General features: G+C 51.4%; 13 protein-coding genes. 5 read left to right on the plus strand and 8 right to left on the minus strand.

Annotation, left to right across the window (positions count from 1 at the left end; all coding sequences use genetic code 11):
- Window positions 1-53: 53 nt before the first annotated feature.
- The gene (locus WCT94_RS09845; protein WP_336869382.1) at window positions 54-1982 is read right to left on the minus strand and encodes an ABC transporter ATP-binding protein; all 1929 of its coding nucleotides are present in this window, start codon (window positions 1980-1982) and stop codon (window positions 54-56) included.
- A gap of 3 nt (window positions 1983-1985) precedes the next feature.
- Complete coding sequence (rlmKL, locus tag WCT94_RS09850; RefSeq protein ID WP_336869383.1) at window positions 1986-4103, minus strand: bifunctional 23S rRNA (guanine(2069)-N(7))-methyltransferase RlmK/23S rRNA (guanine(2445)-N(2))-methyltransferase RlmL; 2118 nt, start codon at window positions 4101-4103, stop codon at window positions 1986-1988.
- Window positions 4104-4212: 109 nt separating this feature from the next.
- Here rlmKL and WCT94_RS09855 point away from each other — a divergent pair, with 109 nt between their 5' ends.
- The gene (locus WCT94_RS09855; RefSeq protein WP_336869385.1) at window positions 4213-5316 is read left to right on the plus strand and encodes a YcbX family protein; all 1104 of its coding nucleotides are present in this window, start codon (window positions 4213-4215) and stop codon (window positions 5314-5316) included.
- Between the two features lie 66 nt (window positions 5317-5382).
- Here the strand turns inward: WCT94_RS09855 and WCT94_RS09860 are convergent, their stop codons facing one another.
- From WCT94_RS09860 to pepN, 3 genes are all read right to left on the minus strand, one after another.
- Entirely contained in the window at window positions 5383-5970 is a 588-nt protein-coding gene (locus tag WCT94_RS09860; RefSeq protein WP_336869387.1) for a cell division protein ZapC, read from the minus strand.
- Window positions 5971-6171: 201 nt separating this feature from the next.
- A complete protein-coding gene (gene pyrD, locus WCT94_RS09865) occupies window positions 6172-7182 on the minus strand; it encodes a quinone-dependent dihydroorotate dehydrogenase (protein ID WP_336869388.1) in 1011 nt (336 codons plus the stop codon).
- A 205-nt stretch (window positions 7183-7387) separates the two neighbouring features.
- The gene (pepN, locus tag WCT94_RS09870; protein ID WP_336869389.1) at window positions 7388-10003 is read right to left on the minus strand and encodes an aminopeptidase N; all 2616 of its coding nucleotides are present in this window, start codon (window positions 10001-10003) and stop codon (window positions 7388-7390) included.
- 223 nt (window positions 10004-10226) lie between these two features.
- Here pepN and pncB point away from each other — a divergent pair, with 223 nt between their 5' ends.
- The 4 genes from pncB (at window position 10227) to WCT94_RS09890 (ending at window position 16035) form a co-directional block, all read left to right on the plus strand.
- Window positions 10227-11432, plus strand: coding sequence for a nicotinate phosphoribosyltransferase (gene pncB, locus WCT94_RS09875; protein ID WP_336869390.1), 1206 nt, complete (start codon window positions 10227-10229; stop codon window positions 11430-11432).
- 309 nt (window positions 11433-11741) lie between these two features.
- Window positions 11742-13142, plus strand: coding sequence for an asparagine--tRNA ligase (gene asnS, locus WCT94_RS09880; protein WP_116186670.1), 1401 nt, complete (start codon window positions 11742-11744; stop codon window positions 13140-13142).
- Between the two features lie 295 nt (window positions 13143-13437).
- The gene (locus WCT94_RS09885) at window positions 13438-14526 is read left to right on the plus strand and encodes a porin (RefSeq protein ID WP_336869391.1); all 1089 of its coding nucleotides are present in this window, start codon (window positions 13438-13440) and stop codon (window positions 14524-14526) included.
- Window positions 14527-14844: 318 nt separating this feature from the next.
- Window positions 14845-16035 carry an amino acid aminotransferase gene (locus WCT94_RS09890; protein ID WP_336869392.1) on the plus strand — a complete coding sequence of 397 codons (1191 nt, stop codon included), beginning with the start codon at window positions 14845-14847 and terminating at the stop codon, window positions 16033-16035.
- Window positions 16036-16113: 78 nt separating this feature from the next.
- Here the strand turns inward: WCT94_RS09890 and WCT94_RS09895 are convergent, their stop codons facing one another.
- From WCT94_RS09895 to ldtD, 3 genes are all read right to left on the minus strand, one after another.
- Window positions 16114-16761 carry an MBL fold metallo-hydrolase gene (locus WCT94_RS09895; protein WP_336869393.1) on the minus strand — a complete coding sequence of 216 codons (648 nt, stop codon included), beginning with the start codon at window positions 16759-16761 and terminating at the stop codon, window positions 16114-16116.
- Between the two features lie 86 nt (window positions 16762-16847).
- Entirely contained in the window at window positions 16848-17396 is a 549-nt protein-coding gene (locus tag WCT94_RS09900; protein WP_015840029.1) for a YcbK family protein, read from the minus strand.
- A gap of 179 nt (window positions 17397-17575) precedes the next feature.
- Window positions 17576-19306, minus strand: a complete 1731-nt coding sequence (gene ldtD, locus WCT94_RS09905; protein ID WP_336869394.1) for a L,D-transpeptidase — start codon at window positions 19304-19306, stop codon at window positions 17576-17578.
- Window positions 19307-19413: the final 107 nt, after the last annotated feature.

Raw genomic sequence — 19413 nt, forward strand, 5'->3', positions numbered from 1 at the left:
CCCATCAATGCGGACATTACGTCCGCCTTGATGGGGTCATGCAATCACGTGGATTAGCCGTTTTTCTGCGCTTCCAACTCTTCCCAACGTTCGAAGCAGGTTTCCAGCGCGCTTTCCGCTTCCGCCAGAGCGTTTAAGACCTGCTGCGTCTCTTCACGTGGGCGGCTAAAAAAACCCGCATCATTCATCTGCGTCTGCAACGATGCAATGTCCTGCTCCAGTTGCTCAAGACGTTGCGGCAACTGATCTAATTCGCGCTGCTGGTTATAACTTAATTTTCCTGTGCTGCGTTTAGCGGACGGTGCGGTACTCGCTGCCGTCGTGGTTGTAGCCGCCGCCGGCGCAGTCGTCGTTCTCAGGGGCGTTGCCGTAGCACGCTGCTGCTGTGCATCGTAATATCCACCGACGAAGCGAGAAATCTTGCCTTCACCTTCAAAAATCCAGCATTCGGTCACCGAATTATCGACAAACTGACGATCGTGGCTGACCAGCAGAACGGTTCCCTGATAGCTTTCGATCAACTCTTCCAGCAGTTCCAGCGTTTCCACATCCAGATCGTTGGTCGGTTCATCAAGAATCAGCAGGTTGCTGGGTTTGAGGAACAAACGCGCCAGCAGCAGGCGGTTACGTTCCCCGCCTGACAGCGCTTTTACCGGCGTCATGGCGCGTTTGGGGTGAAACAGGAAGTCCTGCAAATAGCCCAGTACATGACGTGAGCGACCGTTGACCATGACTTCCTGTTTACCTTCCGCCAGATTGTCCATCACCGTACGTTCTGGATCGAGTTCGGCACGATGCTGATCGAAATAGGCGACTTCCAGCTTCGTCCCGCAATGTACGCGGCCGCTGATCGGTTCCAGGTCACCCAGCATCAATTTTAGCAGCGTGGTTTTACCGCAGCCATTCGGCCCCACCAACGCAATTTTGTCGCCGCGCTGTACCTGAGCGGAGAAATTGCGCGCCAGGACTTTCCTTTCACCCTGAGGGCCCTGATCAACCAGATAGTTCACGTCTTCCAGCTCAAATACAATCTTGCCGGAGCGGGCGGCCTCTTCAACCTGCATTTTCGCCGAGCCCATCACTTCACGGCGCTGAGCACGTTCTTGACGCATAGCCTTCAGCGCACGTACACGGCCTTCGTTGCGGGTACGACGGGCTTTGATGCCCTGACGGATCCACACTTCTTCCTGCGCCAGCTTGCGATCGAACTCCGCATTTTGCAGATCTTCCACCCGCAGCGCTTCTTCTTTCCCTTCCAGATATTTATCGTAGTTGCCCGGCCAGGAAACCAGTTTGCCTCGGTCAAGATCGACAATGCGGGTTGCCATGTTGCGAATAAACGAACGGTCATGGGAGATAAAGATAATGCTGCCCTGGAACGTTTTCAGGAAAGTTTCCAGCCAGTCAATCGTCTCGATATCCAGATGGTTGGTCGGTTCATCCAGCAGCAGCACACGCGGTGAACTCACCAGCGCTCTACCCAGCGCCGCTTTACGCAGCCAGCCGCCAGAAAGCGACGCCAATGGCGCATCGGCTGACAAACCAAGCTGTTCCAGCACTTCGTGAATGCGACTTTCCAGTTGCCACAGGCCCTGATGCTCCAGAACATCCTGCAACTTAGCCAGCTGATTCAGGTTCTTTTCGCTCGGGTCGCTCTCTACCAGGCGCAGCATGGCATGGTAATCTTTCAGGTAACCCGCCTGCGCGGCCACCCCTTCGGCGACAAAATCAAAGACGCTACCCGCAACATCACGCGGAGGATCCTGTTGTAAACGCGCAACAATCAGATCCTGCTCATAGGTAATACGACCATCATCCAGCGGGATTTCTTTGGCCAGAATTTTTAGCAGGGTTGATTTGCCCGCGCCATTACGTCCAACCAGACAAACGCGTTCATTCTCTTCGATATGGAGTTCGGTGTTATCCAACAGCGGCGCATCGCTGAACGACAGCCACGCACCTGAAACACTGATTAAAGACATCGGTTACTTTTCCTCACCGGCATGCGTCAGCAGCCAGCAGTTATGAATCTGACGATTACGGGCAAAATCCTGCGATTGGGTCTGCGCGGTAATTTCTTTGGCATTCAGCCCCAGCGCGGTCAGGCCAACGCTATCCATCTGGAAGCCGCGTTTATTGTTCGAGAACATGATGGTGCCGCCACGACGCAGCAGACGTTTGAGATCTTTCATCAACGCCAGATGATCGCGCTGCACATCAAACGATTCTTCCATGCGTTTTGAGTTAGAGAAAGTCGGCGGGTCAATGAAGATCACATCGAACTGTTCATTGGCGTTATGTAACCATGACAAGCAATCCGCCTGAATCAGGCGATGCTGACGCCCGGTCAGGCCATTCACCCGCAGGTTTTTCTCCGCCCATTCCAGATAGGTGCGTGACATATCGACGGTCGTCGTTGAACGTGCGCCGCCCAGTCCCGCGTGCACACTCGCCGTGCCGGTGTAGGCAAACAGGTTAAGGAAATCTTTGCCACGGCTCATCTCACCCAGCATTTTGCGAGCGATACGGTGGTCGAGGAACAAACCAGTATCGAGGTAGTCGGTCAGGTTGACCCACAGCTTGGCGCCAAACTCTTCCATCAGCAGGAAGTCGCCTTTCTGCGCCAGCTTTTCATACTGGTTTTTGCCTTTCTGACGTTCACGCGTTTTCAGCACCAGACGGTTCGACGGCAATTCCAACACGCTCAGCGTCGCGTTAATGACATCAAACAGGCGCTGACGGGCTTTTTGAACATCAACAGTTTTCGGTGGCGCATACTCTTGTACGACAACCCAACTGCCGTAGCGATCGACCGCCACATTATATTCAGGCAAATCGGCATCATAGAGGCGATAGCATTCAATCCCCTGCTGCTTCGCCCATTTATCCAGCTTGCGCAGGTTCTTACGCAGGCGGTTGGCAAAGTCTTCTGCGATTTGCCCTGCGGATTCGCTCTGTGTTTCTGCCAGTTGATAATTCTTCTGTACACAGTCCAATGGGCCGTTTTTCGCCTTGAATTGGCGTTCAGCACGCAGTTGCAGACAGCTCAACAGCTCCGGCGACGCGCTGAACAGCGAGAGTTGCCAGCCGCCAAAATCACTTTTCATCTTACGGCCCAGCATATTATGCAGGGCAATCAGCGCGGGTTCACTTTCCAGACGCTCACCGTAAGGCGGGTTGCTGATGACCGTACCCTTAGGACCTTCCGGCAGCGGGTTCTGTAGCTGTGCCGCATCTTTGACGCCAAAAGAAATCAGTTCGGCCACGCCTGCACGACGTGCATTGGCTTTGGCGATGTCAATTACCCGACGGTCATTATCCGATCCGAAGAAGCGTGACGTAGTTGTCTGCAACCCCTGACGGGCGCGCTGCTGCGCTTCCGACGTCACTTCACGCCACAGTTCGGCATCGTGCTTTAACCAGGCGTTAAATCCCCAGTGTGTGCGATGCAAACCGGGCGCGCGATCGGAGGCGATCATCGCCGCTTCGATCAGCAACGTACCGGAACCACACATCGGATCAACAAGAGGCGTACCGTTTTGCCAACCGGAACGTAATACAATCGCCGCGGCCAGGTTTTCTTTTAGCGGCGCCAGCCCCGCCAGATCGCGGTAACCGCGCTGGTGCAAGCCCTCACCGCTTAAATCCAGCGACACGCTGGCCGTGTCGCGCTGCAAAAAGACGTTAACGCGAATATCCGGCTGCTGTTTCGCCACGTCCGGCCGCTGCCCGGTTTTACGCGTGAAGCTATCCACAATCGCATCTTTGACTTTTAACGCGCCATACTGGCTGTTGCGGATATCTTCATTGGTACCGGTAAAATGCACGGCAAAGGTTTTATCGATGCTGAAGACCGTTGACCAGTCAATGGCCTGCACGCCCAGATACAAATCCAGATCGCTATGTACCTTGAATTCATTCAGCGGCAGCAGAATACGCGACGCCAGACGGCTCCACAGCAGGCTCCGGTACAGCAGGCGGTTGTCACCCTCAAAATGGACACCACCCTGCACCACCGTACAGGACTGTGCGCCCAATGATTCGAGTTCGCTTTTCAATAACTCTTCCAGTCCCCGCGCCGTGCTGGCAAACAAAGCATTCATGTCGTCACTATCACCAAAATATGTAAAAAAAAAGAAATTGAGGCGCATTATAGCTAATCCCAGACGCTTGTCATAAAGTTGCCGTTTTACTTTGGCAAGGAACTGATTAGTGATTGGCGTAACGCGGCTTTATATTCATCCGGTAAAATCGATGCGGGGGCTACAGTTGTCCCACGCGATGGCGTCTGTCAGCGGTTTGGCGAACGATCGTGCCTTCATGATTACCGAATCGGATGGCACATTTATTACCGCTCGCCAGTATCCACAAATGGTGCTGTTTACACCGGCATTACTGCCGGACGGGCTGTTTATTGCTGCACCGGATGGTCAAACGGCCACGATACGCTTCGCCGATTTCACCGCCGCACCGCAGCCGACGGAAGTCTGGGGCACGCACTTTACGGCGATCGTCGCTCCCGATGCCATCAACACATGGTTAAGCCATTATTTTCAGCGCGCCGTCCAACTGCGCTGGGTGGGCAATGAACCGTCGCGGCGGGTTAAGCATTATCCAGACGTTCCTCTGGCATTTGCTGACGGCTATCCGTTTTTGTTAATCAATGACGCATCATTTCAAGCCCTGCGCCAACGCTGTTCCGCCGGTATTAAGATCGAACAATTTCGCCCCAATCTGGTGGTAACGGGTGCGGACGCCTTTGCTGAAGACAGCTGGAAGACCATTCGTATTGGCGAGGTTATTTTTGACGTCGTCAAACCTTGTAGCCGCTGCATTTTCACCACCGTCAGCATTGAACGCGGTCGTAAGCACCCATCAGGAGAACCGCTGGCAACGCTGCAATCGTTCCGCACTGCCGAAAACGGCGACGTTGATTTTGGGCAAAATCTGGTCGCCCGAAATACGGGTATCATTCGCGTAGGCGATACGCTGGAAGTTTTAGCGACCAAGCCGCCACGTCCTTACGGTTCTGGTCAGGTAGTCGAAAGCCTTGCGGTTCCCGAAAAAAGCGAACAGGCCGTCACCATTCACTATCAGGGAAAAGCGTTACAAGGGAACAATCAGCAGATTTTACTGGAGCAGTTAGAGCAACAGGGCATTCGGGTCCCCTACTCTTGCCGTGCAGGACTGTGCGGGTGCTGTAAATTGACGTTAGTCAGCGGAGAGGTTTCTGCTCTGAAGCAAAGCGCCATCAGGGGAAACGGCGAGATTCTTAGCTGTAGCTGTATTCCACAGAGTGACCTTCATTTGCAATAAAAAGCATCTGCAATAGACAAAAGCCAGCGTATATTCAGCTGAAGTATGACGGGTATCGCCGAAGGTCTAAACGACCTTGGCATACTCAAATGCCGACGTGCCTTCACCTAATGCGGTTTCCCACTCAGCGCTATGTTGAATAGCGGCAGGCATTAACCTGTCGTGCATGATTTTTATAGCATCACCCAATCCCATCGTTTTCCCATTTAATGACAGCTGTTCTTGCGCCAACAGGCAGAGGCAGGCTTTATCCCCCGCTTCCGCTACCAGGAAACAGGCCGTTTCATGGGTCTCAGTGAGCTGAACCTGCACAATGTCCCCCGCCTGCGGCGAATGGGTCACGGCATCCGGCTGTTGGATGAAATGCCAGCTTTTAGGCATTAACGGTTTGAGGAATCGGGTCGCCACTAGCGCGTTCAAGACTAATTCGCCTTGAAGGTCGCGGTGCAGCGCTGCTTTCTGACATTTGTCGTTATAAGTAAAAAATAACGCAGCGTCGTCAACGCAGAATGCGCATTCATTGAAAGCATCCGGCGTTAACATTTTAGAGGGGAAACGAGAACGGAATAACATGCCGTTAGCCAGATCCAACATCAGGCGATCGTGTTCAGTATCAAAATACCAGCGCCAGTTATCGTCAGGTTTTAACTTCATATTATTTACCCTTCGTCTTCACAGTAGAAATATCAGAAATGGCTGATGGTGTTTTCTTACACTCCATTAATCGTTCGCCAACATAAACGTCGCGGTAAGAAGATCAGACATCGGTTGATAGATTATTTACGCAAACGGATAAAATATAGACTAGCTGGGGGGATAAATAAACCCCCAGCTAAAAATGAAAGGACTTTCGGATTAAATATGTGTAACGATATCTTTAATCAGACGAGGGCCGTGGAAAATAAAGCCCGAATATATCTGCACCAGCGATGCGCCAGCCGCCATTTTTTCGCGTGCGGCGACCAAAGAATCAATTCCGCCAACGCCAATAATCGGTAAACGCCCTGCTAATTCCTGTGACAAACGGCGGATAATTTCCGTGCTGCTTGTCTGCAACGGACGTCCACTTAATCCCCCCGTCTGCCCGCAATGGTTTAATCCCTGAATCAGTTTTCTGTCGAGCGTGGTATTCGTGGCAATCACACCGTCGATGTTATGACGCACCAGACTATCGGCAATTTGGATCAATTCTTCTTCCGAAAGATCCGGCGCGATCTTTACCGCCACGGGGACATATTTTTGATGTTTCTCTTTTAATTCTGCCTGCTTGTTCTTTATCGCCAGCAAAAGATCGTCCAGCGCTTCACCATATTGCAAGCTGCGTAATCCCGGCGTATTGGGGGACGAAATATTGATCGCGATATAGCCAGCGTGAGCATAAACCTTATCCATGCAGATCAAATAATCGTCTTTACCTTGCTCAACTGGCGTATCTTTATTCTTGCCGATGTTGATCCCTAATACACCGCCAAAGTGTGTTTTCTTTACATTCTCAACCAGATAATCCACGCCTTTATTATTGAAACCCATCCGGTTGATCAATCCCTCCGCTTCCACTACGCGGAATAATCTCGGCTTATCATTACCAGATTGTGGACGCGGCGTTACCGTCCCTACTTCAATAAAACCAAATCCCATTGCGCCTAATGCATCAATACATTCGCCATCTTTATCTAATCCCGCCGCCAGACCGAGTGGGTTTTTAAAAGATAACCCCATGCAGGTAACCGGTTTAGTTGGAACAGACTGACGGACGAGAAATTCAAAAGGCGTGTTGGTAATACGACGTAATTGTTGGAAGGTCAGCTCATGCGCACGCTCTGGATCGAGCTGAAACAGGGCTTTTTTGATAACGGGATAGAACATATTGTCTCCTGAGATCCCTATCGCAAAGGTATCTTGCCTACGCTGAAAGTAAGCAATCGTGGATTACGGTTTAACTCACGGGCGGTGATGGTAATTCCATCTTTGCGGAAAGTAAAACGTTTGCGGGACGTGGAAATCGTGATGTGGAAATAATCGCCACACGCGGCAGGATACCGCGTGTGGCTGTGTCAATCGCGTGACAGGATTAGTCTTGCAGTGCCTTGCTGATCTTCTCGAACAGATCGCCAGACAGATTTTCCAACGTCTTCAGTTGCTCCAGCGCCTGACGCATTTGCGCCTGACGCTTAGCATCATAGCGTTTCAGGCGGATCAACGGTTCAATCATCCGTGCCGCGACCTGCGGATTGCGGGTGTTCAGATCGCTCAGAATTTCCGTCAGGAAACGATAGCCACTGCCGTCTTCAGCATGGAAAGCCGATGGATTGGCGGCCGCAAACGCTCCCACCAGCGAACGCAGCCGGTTAGGGTTGTTCAGGCTGAATGAACGGTGTTGCAGCAGTTCACGCACGCGGGTAAGTACATCGGCTGCCGGGCTGGTGGCTTGCAGCACAAACCATTTATCCATAACCAAACCATCCTGATGCCAACGGTTATCAAACTGCGTCAGCAACTCATCACGCACGGGTAACTGCGCTTCAACCGCCGCCGACAGCGCCGCCAGCGAATCGGTCATGTTATCCGCCTGACGGAACTGCACCTGCACCAGTTTATCCGCCTGCGCTTCATCGCTGAATGCCAGATAATGCAGGCAGACGTTGCGCAGCGCGCGTTTACCCATATCCGCATGTTCGATGCGATACTGTGGCGCCTGATTCGCGTGGTATACCGCCAGCCACTCATCCGCCATCTCTTTCGCCATCGTATGCGTCATGCTGTCGCGTACGGCAGCGATCGCCGTTGGATCGATAATATCAAACAGTTCCGCAATCTCGTTTTCGCTCGGCAACGTCAGAATCTGAGAAGCCAGCATCGGATCCAGTTTGTCATCCAGCAACACACCGCGGAAAGCATCGACAACATGCATCGGCACGGAAAGCGGCTGCTTCTGCTGGTAACGGGAAACGTTCAGACGAATATAGTTGGCCAACAGGCTCTGTGCCGCATCCCAACGTGAGAACGCATTGCTCGCATGACGCATCAGGAACGTCAGTTGTTCATCGCTCCAGGCATAGTTCAGTTTTACCGGCGCAGAAAATTCACGTAATAAAGAAGGAATCGGGCGGCAAGGTACCTGATCGAAAATGAACGTCTGTTCGGATTCGGTCACATTGAGTACCGATGCCAACAGCTGGCCGTCTTTCTGTAGCGGAATGACCTGCCCTTGCGGGTCGTACAGTTCGATATCCAACGGAATGTGCAGCGGTAACTTCGGCTGTTTGTCGGCACCGACTGGGGTCATCTGGCTCACGCTCAGCAGATATTGTTGCGTCTGCGGATCGTAATCATCACGTACGGTCAGCACCGGCGTACCCGACTGGCTGTACCAGCGGCGGAACTGCGTGAGATCGACACCGGAAGCATCCTCCATCGCCTGCACAAAATCATCACAGGTCGCCGCGCTGCCGTCGTGACGCTCAAAATACAGACGAATACCAGCCTGGAAGCCTTCTTCACCTAATAAGGTGTGCATCATGCGGATCACTTCCGATCCCTTTTCATAGACCGTCAGCGTGTAGAAGTTATTCATCTCGATCACCTGATCGGGACGAATCGGATGGGACATCGGGCTGGCATCTTCGGCAAACTGCGCACCGCGCATCACACGTACGTTATCGATACGGTTCACCGGGCGCGACCCCAGATCGGAGCTGAACTCCTGATCGCGGAACACCGTCAGCCCTTCTTTCAGGCTAAGCTGGAACCAGTCGCGGCAAGTCACGCGGTTACCCGTCCAGTTGTGGAAATATTCATGGCCGATCACCGCTTCAATGTTCAGATAATCTTTATCCGTCGCGGTTTCAGCTTTGGCCAGCACGTATTTAGAATTGAATACGTTCAGCCCTTTGTTCTCCATCGCCCCCATGTTGAAGAAATCAACGGCGACGATCATATAAATGTCGAGATCGTATTCCAGACCGAAACGCTCTTCGTCCCACTTCATCGCATTTTGCAGCGAGGTCATCGCCCAGCCCGCGCGATCGAGGTTGCCACGATCAACATACAACTCCAGCGCAACATCACGGCCAGAACGTGTCGTGAAGCGATCCTGAAGGACATCAAAATCGCCGGCAACCAGCGCGAACAAATAAGCCGGTTTCGGGAACGGATCCTGCCACTCAATCCAATGGCGACCGCCTTCCAGCTCACCTTGCGCGATACGATTGCCGTTAGAGAGTAAATAAGGATAGCGTGCTTTATCGGCCGTAATGCGCGTGGTGAATTTTGCCAGCACGTCCGGTCGGTCGAGATAGTAGGTAATGTGGCGGAAACCTTCGGCCTCACACTGCGTACACAGTGCTTCACCAGAGAGGTATAACCCTTCCAACGCGCTATTGGCGGCAGGATTGATGTCCGTTTCGATGCTGAGCGTAAAACGCGCGGGCAATTGCGTCAGAATCAGGCCATCGTCCTGCTGCTGATAATGTGTCCACGGCTGTCCATCCACGCTCAGGCTAACCAGCGTTAACCCTTCACCATCCAGCTTCAACGGCGCGCCAGCATTCCCCTGCAACACCACCTGACTAACGGCTTTTACGCGAGTTTTCTCGGCATGGAGATCGAAATCCAATGCAATATCAGTAATGATGTAATCCGGCGCACGGTAGTCATGGCGATATTTTATTTGCGGCTGTTGATTCATATAAAGTTTCCACCTCGTCATAAGCATCAAAGATCAAGTCTAAGCCTGTTATCTTAATGTTACCACGACAAAATAATGAGGATAATCATCGTACCGTGGTTCGCTCCCGCACGTCTCGCTATGTTGTCGTAATGTAATAAACAGATAATCAAGGTATACTGACCGGACATTGCTGATTGTCCCGATGGTGGATATGCATCTTACGAGGATGCTGTAACGCATTATGACTTTGCACACTTCCCCGATTCTACACGCATTGCTGGATACCGATGCCTACAAGCTGCATATGCAACAGGCGGTGTATCATCACTATTATGATGTTGACGTTGCGGCTGAATTTCGCTGCCGCGGTGATGAGTTATTAGGCATTTATGCCGACGACATAGCCCATCAGGTCGATCTGATGCGCTTCTTGTCATTAAGTGACGACGAGTTTGTCTATCTTTCTTCTCTGCCATTCTTTAAGCCGGATTATTTGCACTGGCTGCGAAGCTTTCGTTTCAATCCGCAGCAGGTTTCGATCAAAAATAATGCTGGCAAGCTGGATATCCGTATCACCGGACCGTGGCGTGAAGTAATTTTGTGGGAAGTTCCCCTATTGGCGGTGATCAGTGAAGTCGTTCATCGGCATCGTTCGCCCAACGTTACGGCTGAACAAGCGCTCGTTCAATTGTCAGCCTCACTGGAAAGCTTCCGCCGGCACAGCGCGGATGTGGATCTTAGCCAGTTCAAGCTAATGGACTTCGGCACACGCCGGCGTTTCTCTCGCGATGTCCAGCAGACAATTGTGACTGCACTGCAAGCTGATTTCCCTTACCTCATCGGCACCAGCAATTACGATCTGGCGCGCCGTTTGGATATCACGCCAGTCGGCACACAGGCGCACGAGTGGTTTCAGGCTCACCAGCAAATTAGTCCAACGTTGGCCAACAGCCAGCGCGCCGCGCTGCAAATGTGGTTGCATGAATATCCCTCGCATTTAGGCATCGCATTGACCGATTGCATCACTATGGATGCCTTCCTGCGCGATTTCGACTTACCGTTCGCCGAAGCCTATCAGGGGCTACGTCACGACTCCGGCGACCCGGTCGATTGGGGAGAGAAAGCCATCGCACATTATCAGCGCCTGAGTATCGATCCGATGAGCAAAACGCTGGTCTTCTCCGACAATCTGAATCTGGATAAAGCGCTAGCGCTGTATCGCCATTTCGGGCAGCGCGTGAATCTGGTGTTTGGCATCGGCACACGCCTGACGTGTGATATCCCCGGCGTGAAACCGCTGAATATCGTCATCAAACTGGTGGAATGCAACGGCAAGCCAGTGGCAAAGCTCTCCGATAGTCCGGGTAAAACCATCTGCCAGGATCAGAACTTCGTGTGTGAGTTACGCAAAGCGTTTGACTTACCCCGCGTGAAAAAGGCCAGTTAAGCTTTCCCGTATACCCTAAATAATTCGAGTTTCAGGAAGGCGGCAAGAGAGGGAATCCCGATGAGCTTACTTAAGTAAGTGATTCGGGTGAGTGAACGTAGCCAACGCACATGCAACTTGAAGTATGACGGGTATTTGACCAACTTTGCAGCAGATTCACTGTAATACGCGAAAACTTCGCGCCATTCCGGTGATTTCTGCTTGTGTCCTGTTGCATCGCAAGTAACATAGCAAATGGCTCGGATTGGGCCATTTGGCGTTTTAAACACGATATATTTCTTAAACACGATTAATTAAAGAGAGAATTTTATGAGCGTAGTGCCTGTAGTCGATGTACTGCAAGGCCGTGTCGCCGTTGACAGCGAAGTCACCGTGCGCGGCTGGGTACGTACCCGGAGAGATTCTAAAGCCGGTATCTCCTTTATCGCCGTTTATGACGGCTCCTGCTTTAATCCGTTACAGGCTGTCGTTAATAATAATCTCTCCAATTATCAGGATGACGTACTGCGCCTGACCACCGGTTGCTCTGTAGAAATCACCGGTAACGTCGTCGCCTCTCCGGGTGAAGGCCAGAGCTTCGAACTGCAAGCAACCAACGTCAACGTCGTCGGCTGGGTTGACGATCCCGATACTTATCCGATGGCGGCAAAGCGTCACAGCATCGAATACCTGCGTGAAGTCGCCCACCTGCGTCCGCGTACCAACCTGATCGGCGCCGTTGCGCGCGTTCGCCATACGCTGGCGCAGGCCATTCACCGTTTCTTCCACGAGAACGGCTACTTCTGGGTATCGACTCCGCTGATTACCGCATCCGATACCGAAGGCGCGGGTGAAATGTTCCGCGTATCTACCCTCGATCTGGAAAACCTGCCGCGTACCGAACAGGGCAAAGTGGATTTCAGTGAAGATTTCTTCGGTAAAGAAGCGTTCCTGACCGTATCTGGCCAGTTGAATGGCGAAACTTACGCCTGTGCACTGTCCAACGTCTATACCTTTGGCCCCACGTTCCGCGCGGAAAATTCTAACACCAGCCGCCATCTGGCTGAGTTTTGGATGATCGAACCGGAAGTCGCTTTTGCCACATTGGATGACGTCGCGGGTCTGGCTGAGAACCTGCTGAAATATGTTTTCCAGGCCGTACTGAACGAGCGTGCCGATGATATGGCGTTTTTTGCCGAGCGCGTAGATAAAGAAGCCATCACCCGACTGGAAAAATTCGTCAGCTCCGATTTCGCTCAGGTGGATTACACCGATGCCGTCGAAATCCTGCTGAACTGCGGGAAACAATTCGAGAATCCGGTTTACTGGGGCGTTGACCTCTCCTCCGAGCATGAACGTTATCTGGCGGAGCAACACTTCAAAGCACCGGTTGTCGTTAAAAACTACCCGAAAGACATCAAAGCCTTCTACATGCGTATGAATGACGACGGTAAAACCGTTGCCGCGATGGATGTTCTGGCACCGGGAATCGGTGAAATCATCGGTGGCTCTCAGCGTGAAGAGCGTCTGGCTCAGTTGGATAGCCGTCTGGAAGAGATGGGACTGAATAAAGAAGATTACTGGTGGTATCGTGATTTACGTCGTTACGGCACCATTCCCCATTCCGGTTTCGGTTTAGGTTTTGAGCGCCTGATTGCTTATGTTACCGGTGTACAAAATGTGCGCGATGTCATTCCTTTCCCACGCACACCAAGGAACGCCAGTTTCTAAATAAAAATTTAATATAAGTAAAACAAATATGTAGAAAAGAAGAGTCGGGTTTCCCGGCTCTTTTTTTTTAATTTTTGTTATGTCTCACAAAGTTCCCTGAATTTTACATTTAGACACACATTATTTCCATTTGTTACTCGATTACGAAGTTTGTAGCATCTTTAGGGTGGATTAACTCGCGAGTGAATGGAAAACTGCGTTCAGACACAGGAAGACACCAAACTTTCAGGAATAGTTCCGTAAAGAATTATTTATGGCAGTGGCAGGTGTCTAAATAACACCAATGAGGGTAATAATGATGAAACGCAACATTCTTGCAGTAGTAATCCCAGCTCTGTTAGTCGCAGGCACCGCCAACGCAGCAGAAATCTATAATAAAGATGCGAACAAGCTGGATCTGACTGGTCGTGTACACGCGGGTTATACTTTCAATAACCAAAGCACTCAAAATGAAGACAACACCTATGCACGTCTGGGCTTTAAAGGTCAGACTCAGATCACCAGCGACCTGACAGGCTACGGTACTTTCGAATATCAGTTCGACGGTAACGATACTGAAAGCGATAATGCTTCTACAGGCAAAACCCGTAAAGCGTTTGCGGGTCTGAAATTTGGTGACTTCGGTTCTTTCGACTACGGTCGTAACGTAGGTGTAGCTTATAACGGTCTGGCTTATACCGACGTGCTGCCAGAAAACGGCGGCGATAGCAGCGTCACTGATACTCTGACTGGCCGTATCGGCAACGCCGCAACTTATAATACCTCTAACTTCTTTGGTCTGGTTGATGGCTTAGGTTTCGGTCTGCAATACGTTGCTAAAGATACCACTAACGATGGCGGTAATGCTGCGATTGCAAGATTAGATCGTCAACACGGTGATGCATGGGCGACTTCTCTGTCTTATGATACCGATTTCGGCGTAGGTATGGTTGCATCTTATGGTACGTATGACCGTACTCAAGGTCAGCAGGCTGCGGCTTTTGGCGCTAAAGGTGACCGCGCTGACGTATGGGCTACTGGTCTGAAATACGACGCAAACAACATCTACGTTGCAGCAACTTACGGCGAAGCTCGTAATTTCTTCCGTTCTAGCAGCACATTTGGAATTGCTGATGAGAGCAAAATCTTCGAATTGGTTGCACAGTACAACTTCGATTTCGGTTTGACTCCAACCATCGCTTACGTAACACGTAAAGACAAGATCGAAAACGTCGCAAACGACTACGCTGTTAAATACGCAAGCATCGGCGGTACTTACGCATTCAACAAAAACTTCTCTACCTATGTTGAGTACGATATCACCCTGCTCGATAAAGACCGTACCAAATCATTCGGTCAAGAGAACGGCGATATCGTGAACGTCGGTGTTGTTTACCAGTTCTAAGTTGCCTCAGCATAACGTAACGAGTTAATCGTTCGTACTGCAGGAAAAGACAGAGCCTCGGCTCTGTCTTTTTTATTGCGTGCTAGATAGCCTCTTTCCGGACCGTCGCCAGCAATACTGAAAAACACCCCCTCACATTTTTTTGCTTCTGTTTTACGCCACGCTGCGCCAATTATTCTCGCCTAACCAGTCTTTTATTTCGTCTCTCTCCTTCTCCCTGTTATTTCCCTTTCTTTTTAACATCAACGGTTGGCAAAGCCTTTTACTGACGGTACTCTGAGAATTCTTATTTCATCTCAGTTATGGAACATTCTGGCAATGTTTGAAAATATCTCTGCCGCACCGGCCGATCCTATTCTCGGGCTGACCGATCTTTTCCGCGCCGATGACCGCGCGAATAAAATCAATCTGGGTATTGGTGTCTATAAAGATGAAACCGGTAAAACTCCGGTTCTGACCAGCGTAAAAAAAGCAGAACAGTATCTGCTGGAAAATGAAACCACCAAAAACTATCTGGGCATTGACGGTCTGCCAGCATTCGGTCAGTGCACGCAGGAGCTGTTGTTTGGCAAGCAGAATGCCATCATTGCCGACAAACGTGCCCGCACGGCGCAAACGCCAGGCGGAACCGGTGCGTTGCGCGTAGCCGCTGATTTCATTGCCAATCAGACGTCTGCAAAGCGCATTTGGATCAGCAACCCAACCTGGCCAAATCACAACAACGTCTTCTCCGCTGTCGGTTTGGAAGTGTGCCAGTATGACTACTACGATGCAGCGAACCATGCGCTGGATTTTGATGGCTTGCTGAATAGCCTGAGCGCAGCCCAAGCGGGTGACGTGGTGCTGTTCCACGGCTGTTGCCATAACCCAACCGGTATCGATCCTACCGCTGAGCAGTGGGCTACGCTGGCCGAGCTGTCAGTAGCCAAAGGCTGGCTGCCGCTGTTTGACTTCGCCTATCAGGGCTTTGCCCGTGGGCTCGAAGAAGATGCGGAAGGCCTGCGCCTCTTTGCCGCGAAGCACGATGAACTGATCGTATGCAGCTCGTACTCTAAAAACTTCGGTTTGTACAATGAGCGCGTCGGTGCCTGCACGCTGGTTGCTGCCGATGCTGCAACGGCAGACAAAGCATTCAGTCAGGTGAAAGCCGCTATTCGCGCAAACTACTCTAACCCGCCGTCACACGGTGCGACCGTTGTGGCTACTATTCTGGGCAACGACGCGCTGAAAACCATTTGGGTGCAGGAATTAACGGCAATGCGTGAACGCATTCAGCGTATGCGTCAGCTGTTCGTTAATACCTTGCAGGAAAAAGGCGCGCAGCAGGATTTCTCCTTCATCATCGACCAGAATGGGATGTTCTCATTCAGCGGCTTGACCAAAGAGCAGGTTCTGCGTCTGCGTGACGAATTCGGCGTTTACGCGGTGAATTCTGGCCGTATCAACGTTGCAGGAATGACGCCGGAAAATATGGCACCGCTCTGCGAAGCAATTGTTGCTGTACTCTGATCGTTTAGCGATCAAAAAAGCCGACACAGTGTGTCGGCTTTTTCATTTCTGCCCTTTTGCTGATAAAGGGAGCTTAAACTACCAAATCGCGGCATCTTCACGCAGGAAAGGGTTCGTTTTGCGCTCATGTCCTAACGTTGACATCGGGCCGTGCCCTGGAATAAACGTCACATCGTCACCCAGCGGCAGCAGCTTATTCTTGATAGATGCGATCAGCGCCTGATGATCTCCCTGTGGAAAATCGGTACGCCCTACACCACCGTTGAAAATAACGTCGCCCACCTGTGCCAGACGCGATGCTGCATCAAAGAAAACGATATGGCCGGGTGTATGGCCAGGACAGTGGAAAACCGCCAGCGTGGTTTCGCCCAGGCTGACCTCATCCCCTTCCTGTAGCCAACGCGATGGCGTCAGCGGTGCGCACTCTTCCAGACCAAACATCCGGCTCTGTGCCGGTAGCCCTTCCAGCCAGAAGGCATCTTCAATCTGCGGGCCAATAATTGCTACCTGATAGTGTTCGGCCAATTCCGCTGCCGCACCCACATGATCCAGGTGTCCGTGCGTTAACAAAATCTGCTTAACCGAAATCCCTGCGTCCGCAACGGCGCGTTTAATTTTCTCTGCATCACCACCGGGATCGACGATCGCCGCGTCATTGGTTTTTTCACACCATAACAACGTGCAGTTCTGGCTAAATGCCGTCACTGAGACAATTTGATATTTCATATCACTCCATGTTGAATAAGAATAAGCTGAGCGGCTCGCGCTGTAAGCGAGCCGTATCAGAAAAAATATAGTGCTGCGGTAGCGAATTACCAGGTACGAACCGGGCCGGTATCGATGTGAACGAAGTCACTGCGCGGATAGTAGCCAACCCCACCGGCACGCATCTTCATCGCCGCTTTACGAATGTTGGCCAGTTGAACGCCTTCAATATGGAAATCCATCGCCTGCCCCTTCGTGTGGTAGCTCTGCTTTGCCACACCTCTGCTATGCGCACGTAATTCATTATTTGTATCAATCGCGCGATAACCAGAAATCAGCTGTACGGGCTTGTTGGTGCCCAACATTACCTGTAAGCGATAGAGCTGATCGAAAAGTTGTGGATCAATCGTTTTGATTTTATTGGCGCGATAGTCGCGGAAAAAGTGATTCAGGCGGGAGAGTTCTGATTTGTTATACCGTTTACCATCAAAAAATTCCGTTTTTAGCCGTTCTCCGGTATTCAGATTGTCCAGCGTCAAAATTCGTGGTCGGGGCGTAGATAACGTTGCAAATGCCTGACCGGGAAGCAGTGCGATACCAAACGCGGCACCACCCAGTGCAAGCCACTTACGGCGATGATTGTCAATGTGATCCATAGAACGAGTACCCTGGCTAAAATAACGGTATAAAAGGAGGCAAAAAGCGCACCGCCTTGAACCTTAACTGCCAGAGAAAAGTGAGTCAACCCGCTTTGCTTACGGGTTTGCGGGAGATCGCATCGATCCCCCGTAAAACGATAAAATACCAAGACGACTAATGCCCGTATTTTCAATACTTACTGAAGCAATAACCCTGCTTTGGAGAGAACTTTCGTCCCGGCTCGGGCAGTATCATCATAATTGTAAATATCTGTGCGGAATTGAGGCCTGCCATCCTCCGCTACCCACGCTGTCAGATAGTAGAGATTAACCGGAATCCGGTGCTTCATTGAAACAAAGGTCGTGTTCCCCTGATCCAGCGTGGAAGAAATTCGACTATTATTCCATCCCGCATCCTGCAATAGCATACTAGCCAATTCCGATGCCTTATTGACCCGCACACAGCCGGAACTCAGCGCCCGAATATCACGCTGGAACAGGTTGTGATTGGGCGTATCGTGCAGATAAATCGCTTCCGAATTTGGCATATTAAATTTATAGCGCCCCAGCGAATTGTTCGCGCCAGGAGCCTGACGTAAGCGATAGGGGAAGCGCTCTGGTGATACAATCTGCCAATCGATCATCGATGGATCAATCACTTCTGCATCCTGACTCCAGCCGGACAACACCGTATAGCCATGACGCTGTAAATAACCGGGATCGCGTACTACTTTAGGAATGATATCCTGTCGAATCAGCGTCGTAGGGACATTCCACGGTGGATTGACCACCACGTTATACAGCGAGCTGCTCATCAACGGCGTCTTACGCTTGGGCTGCCCAACAATAACGCGTGACGATAAGCGTTCAGCGCCGTCCTGATAATAGATCAGCGAATAATTGGGGATATTCACCATAATACCGGTGTGAACATTATCCGGTAGCAGGCGCAGGCGTTGGATATTCAGCGCCAGCAGCGTCGCGCGCATTTGTGGGGAAACATTGAGCCAATCACGGGTACGCTTACCGATAACGCCGTCGTCCTCCAGCCCTTGCCAATGCTGGAAGCGTTTCACCGCTTCAACCAGTTCACCCGTGTAGATAGCAGCACCATTCTCGACCAACGGAGACTGACCTGCCGGTATCGTCGTCGCGGCGGCATTTTCGTTAAACAGCGTAATGCTCTCCGTTGACGACAGCATGCCAGTACGCTGCAGAATTTCACGCAGTACCGCCAGCTCTCGGCTCTGCTGTTCCGGACGCAGAGATTCCGTCAAATTCAGACTCGGCCACGGGCGATTGTCCGTGAGCATCGTCTTCAGCGCCTCATGCATTTTGGCGTACTGTGAATGCTGCGGTGCCAGCGAAACCACATAAGCCGCGCTGGTGCCGGATTTTACGGCCTGTTGCCATTGAGAAACGATATTCAACGCAGGCGATTGCAGACGATAAGGCACGCTGCTGTACAGCCAGTCATTGCCGTTACGCTCCACGCCAGAAACAAACTGCAAATAGCCCAGCATTGCATCCGATAGCACGACATCGCGCGCAAACCCGGTCAATTGCGGATCGGTCAGCCAGGTCACCCACGTAGTGAACTGCGGCTGTACGCCCGCTATCGCCAATTCGGCAAGCTGCTGTTGAAACTGTTGCACCGCGCGATTATCCGCCCACATCGGTTGCATCTGATGTTGGGCATAAAGCGATGATAAATCAGAGAGATAATGTACCGACACGCCGTGCGGCAGCGCTGAAAGAAGCCCTGCACGACTCTTTTCTACAGAAACTGCGCCCGAGCTTTGCGATAAGCCAGATATCACCGCCGGAGATGCTGCCAGCACCGAAAACGAAGGAGACAGGCTTCCGACCCAAATACAACCCACGCGCAACAGCAGCCTGACCATTTTTCGTTTATGTAACAACAACATCCATTTATCCCCTGTACTTATTAATCACTATGCTTTTACGACAATCCACGTTGAACATGGAAATAACAAACCGGATTCGCTCGCACTGGCGTAAACTCATTTTTTCG

This window comes from Pectobacterium sp. 1950-15 (assembly GCF_037136835.1).
Classification (GTDB): domain Bacteria; phylum Pseudomonadota; class Gammaproteobacteria; order Enterobacterales; family Enterobacteriaceae; genus Pectobacterium.